The 4101-nt window shown below is 63.1% G+C and carries 5 protein-coding genes; all 5 read right to left on the reverse strand.

Annotated features, from left to right (window positions below; all coding sequences use genetic code 11):
• Positions 1-364 (reverse strand): ABC transporter ATP-binding protein (locus EOC93_RS32820; protein WP_164759383.1); only part of this gene is annotated, 364 nt, incomplete at its 3' end.
• On the reverse strand, positions 364-1152 hold the full coding sequence (locus EOC93_RS32825; protein WP_095482660.1) for an ABC transporter permease: 789 nt from the start codon (positions 1150-1152) through the stop codon (positions 364-366). The genes EOC93_RS32825 and EOC93_RS32820, both read right to left, overlap by 1 nt.
• A complete protein-coding gene (locus EOC93_RS32830; protein WP_127206686.1) occupies positions 1152-2021 on the reverse strand; it encodes an ABC transporter permease in 870 nt (289 codons plus the stop codon). Before EOC93_RS32830 ends, EOC93_RS32825 begins: the two co-directional genes overlap by 1 nt.
• Positions 2022-2048: 27 nt before the next feature.
• Positions 2049-3110, reverse strand: a complete 1062-nt coding sequence (locus EOC93_RS32835; protein ID WP_127206687.1) for an ABC transporter substrate-binding protein — start codon at positions 3108-3110, stop codon at positions 2049-2051.
• Between the two features lie 55 nt (positions 3111-3165).
• On the reverse strand, positions 3166-4101 hold a 936-nt coding region (locus EOC93_RS32840), incomplete at its 5' end, for a PfkB family carbohydrate kinase (protein ID WP_127206688.1).

A 4101-nucleotide genomic window follows, 5' to 3' on the forward strand; every position in this document is an offset into this window, starting at 1 on the left:
GCACCAGGTCGAGCGCGCGCTGCACCTCGCTGGCGATAATAGCCTTGGCCTCGCCACGCACCGACAGGCCGAAGGCGACATTGTCGGCAACGCTCATATTGGGAAACAGCGCATAGTTCTGGAACACCATGCCGATGCGCCGCTTCTCGACCGGCACCCGCTCGACGCTCTCGCCGCCAATGGCGATGCGGCCGGAGTCGGGAAAATCGAAGCCGGCGATCTGGCGCAAGAGCGTGGTCTTGCCGCTGCCCGACGGCCCGAGCAGCGCATAGAAGCCGCCGTCGGCGAAGTCGATGGAGACGTCATCCAGCGCCTTGTGCGCGCCGAAACTGCGCGACAAATTCGATACCTGCACGCCGGCCATTATTTTTCTCCGCCGAATTTGAAGAACCGTGCCGTGAGCAGCATCAGCGCCATCGAGACGACGATGATGATCGTCGAGACCGCGTTGATCTCGGGCGTGAAACCCTTGCGGATCGCGGCGTAGATTTCGACCGGCAGCGTCGTCTGGCCCGGCGTCGACAGGAAATAGGACACCACGAACTGGTCGAACGACACGGCGAAGGCGAACAGCCCGCCGGCGATGACCCCCGGCATGATCCACGGCAGCGTCACGCGCGAAGTTACCTGCCATTGGTTGGCGCCGAGCGACCGCGCCGCCTCTTCGAGTTCCGGCGCAAACGTCTGCAGCCGGGCCGAGACGACGACGATCACATAGGGCAGCGCCAGCGCCACATGGCCGAGCAGGATTGCAAACAGACCCCGCCCGATACCAACGCCGAAGAAGAAGATCAGCATCGCCGTGCCGGTGATCAGCCACGGAATGGCGATCGGCGGAAACAGCAGCGCTTGCAGGAATTTCTTGCCGCGAAATTCGTAGCGGAAAAGCGCTAGCGACGCCGCCGAGCCGAGCACGACGCAGATGATGGTGGTGATGATCGCAATTTCGAGGCTGTTCCAGGTGGCCGAGATCAACTGATCATTCTGCCACAACGAGGCGTACCACTCTTTCGTCCATTCGAACGGCAGTTGATAGAAGGGCGAGACGTTGAACGACATCAGCGCCATGATGATGATCGGGAGGTAGAGGAAGGCGAGCAGCACCCAGATGTAGAGCCGGCCGAGCCATTCCAGGATACGGGTCGTTGCCATCACGCAGCCCTCCGCAGCACCGGCGACGCCAATGCCAGGATGACCAGCACGACGGCCAACAGGATGAAGGAGAGTGCTGCACCCAGCGGCCAGTTGAAGACGGCAACGAACTGGTCCTCGATGACCGTGCCGTAGAAGGTGCCGGTGCGCCCGCCTAGGATACGCGGCTCCATGAACGAGCCGACGACGGGCACGAAGATCAGCGCCGCTCCGGCGACCAGCCCCGGCATGGACAGCGGGATGATCACCCGTCTCAGCATTTGCAGCCGCGAGGCGCCGAGCGAGCGCCCTGCCTCGATCAGCGAGTCATCGATGGCCTGCAGCGTGAGGTAACAGGTCAGCACCATGTAGGGCACGTAGGAGTGCACCAGGCCGATGATGACGGCCGGATAGGAATACATCAGGTCGATGTTGATCTTGAACGGCAGCACGGCGTTGAGCGCGGTGTCGAGAATGCCGCCTTCGCGCAGCACCATCGCCCATGAGAAGATGCGCACCAGCCCGTTCGACCAGAACGGCAGGATGACAAGCAGGAAGATCGCCTCGCGGCTGCGTCCCTTCAGCACCTTGGCCAGCACATAGGCCGCGGGATAGCCGATGAAGACGCACCACAGCGTCACCTCGAGCCCGAGCCGGAGCGAGGCCAGCAGCAGCGTCCAGTAGAGCCCTTGCGAGAAGAAGGTGGTGTAGTTCTCCAGCGTGAACGCCCACGCCTTGCCCGACAGCGGCAGTTCGGTCATGAAGGAAAAGAAGACCATGGCCGACAGCGGCAGGAAAATCGCCACCGTCAGCCAGAGATAGGCAGGCAGGAGCAGGGGCAAAGCCGATCGCAATCCGCCCCTCGAACCGCTCGCGACCTGTCCAGCCATATGCCCTCCTCCCCGAAAAGCCGGCCGCTACTTCACATTCACCTTCAGTTCCTGCCATAGCGCCAGATAGGCTTCGCGCTGCGCATCGGTGATCGGCGCCTGGAACTGGATGCGCTTGGCCACATCGGGATCCCCCATCACCTTGCGGTTGAAAGCATCTTCCGGAAGGGCTGCGACCGCCTTGGTATTGGCCGAGACCGGCGCGCCGACCTTGGTGACCCATTCGACATAGAAGGACGGATCGATCATGTAGTTGATGAAGGCCTCGGCGCCGGCGACGTTCTTGGAGCCGACTGGAATGGAAAAGGCGTCGAGCCAGGCGACGGCGCCTTCCTGCGGGATGACCAACGCGACCGGCAGCTTGAAATGCGTCTTGGCGCGGTCGGCCGAGCCGCTCCAATAGGTGCCGATGTCGATTTGGTTGGAGGCGACCATCTGGTTCCAGTCGTTCTCAGAACTCCAGAATGTCTTGATCTGCGGCATCAGCGAGGTCAGCTTCGCCTTGACCGCTTCCATGTCCTTGATGTCGTTGATGTTCTGGCCGGTGGCGATGGCGCCGAATTGGACCGCTTCGACAGCGTCGTCGCGAATGACCACGCGACCCTTATGGGCCTCGTTCCACATTTCGGTAATGCTGGTCGGCGGCGTCTCGAAGGCCTTTTCGTTGATGGCGAGCGCGGTCAAGCCCCACACCCATGGCACGCCATAGACCTTGCCGTCGCGGGCGAGCATGGGCGAGCCTGCCTTGTCCGGGCTGATGTCGGCATAGTTGGGGATCTTCGAAACATCGATCGGCTGGATCAGTTTTTCCGCCATGGCCTGGTCGTTGAAGGCGGCGTTGATCATGACGACGTCGTAGAGGCCGGGATTGGTCCTGAGCTTGGTCAGCATTTCCTGTTCGGAATTGAAGAAGTCGTTGACGACCTTGTTGCCGGTCGCCTTCTCGAAGGCCGCGATGGCCCAGGGCTCATCGGCCCCGTAGCCCTTCCAGTTGAGCACATGCACTTCGGCGGCAGTGGCGGCCAGCGTGTATACGGAGGTGACGACGGCAGTCGCCGTCAGGAAAGCAGTCAGTTTGGGCATGCGCATGTTCGTTCCTCTCATTGTTTGCCCGGTTGGCGGGGCTTGTTACGTCTTTAGGCTGTCAGGCCTCTTGCTCCCGGCCGTGCACGGTCGTCATTCGATCGTCATGGCTGAGGAATGTCTGGATCTCCTGGTCGGTCGGCGCGGACGACCCGCCATGGCGGGTGACCGAGAGCGCCGCCGCCGCATTGGCGTAACTTGCCGCCTCGAAGGGCGGCACGCCGCGCGACAGTGCGCTGACGAAGGCGCCGATATGCGTGTCGCCGGCGCCATTGGTGTCGACGGCGGCGACCTTGAAGCTGGGCACGGCCTGCCTGCTACCGTCTGCCAGCCGCACGAAGCAGCCTTTTGCCCCGGCGCGGATGATGACCCCGTCGGCGCTCGGGCAATGATTAGAAAGAAGCCCGGCGGCAATGGCCTCGACATCGCCGGCACCGGCGATCTCGACCGCTTCGGCGGTGTTGCAGCTCAGCCAGCTCGTGCGCGCAAGCACCCGATCGAGAATGGCGCGCGGAATGTCTGATATGACCGGCGTCGGATCGAAGACGAAGGGAATTTCCGCCGGCAGCGCCTCGATCCAGTCGGCCAGCGCATCGCGGCTGCCGGGATAGCTCAGCGTGTAGCCGGAGGCGAACACCCAGTCCCCCGGCGCAACCCGGACAGACGCCATCATGTCGAGATTGAGCATGCTCTCGGCGCCAGGCCACGACACGAAGGTGCGCTCGGCGTCGCCGCTGATCATGGCGACGCAATTGCCGCTATCCATCACTGGCGATGGTGGCGTCAGCGTTGCGATGTCTTCGGCGGCGAAGGCGGCCCGCAGGAAATCGCCATTCGGCCCGCTGCCGAGCTGGCCGCCGAAGGCGACCTTCATCCCGGTGCGGCTGGCCGCGACCATCATGTTGAAGCCGCCGCCGGCGACCTGGGCATAGCTCGATGCGGTCTTTTCGGTGCCGGGCGCCGGCAAGGCGTCGATGCGGTAGACATAGTCCACCAC

The organism is Mesorhizobium sp. M6A.T.Ce.TU.002.03.1.1, assembly GCF_003997275.1.
In the GTDB taxonomy this organism is placed as follows: domain Bacteria; phylum Pseudomonadota; class Alphaproteobacteria; order Rhizobiales; family Rhizobiaceae; genus Mesorhizobium; species Mesorhizobium mediterraneum.

Coding starts and splice junctions, on each gene's coding strand:
- EOC93_RS32825 (WP_095482660.1), bottom strand. CDS start 1,152: ATGGCAACGACCCGTATCCTGGAATGGCTCGGCCGGCTCTACATCTGG.
- EOC93_RS32830 (WP_127206686.1), bottom strand. CDS start 2,021: ATGGCTGGACAGGTCGCGAGCGGTTCGAGGGGCGGATTGCGATCGGCT.
- EOC93_RS32835 (WP_127206687.1), bottom strand. CDS start 3,110: ATGCGCATGCCCAAACTGACTGCTTTCCTGACGGCGACTGCCGTCGTC.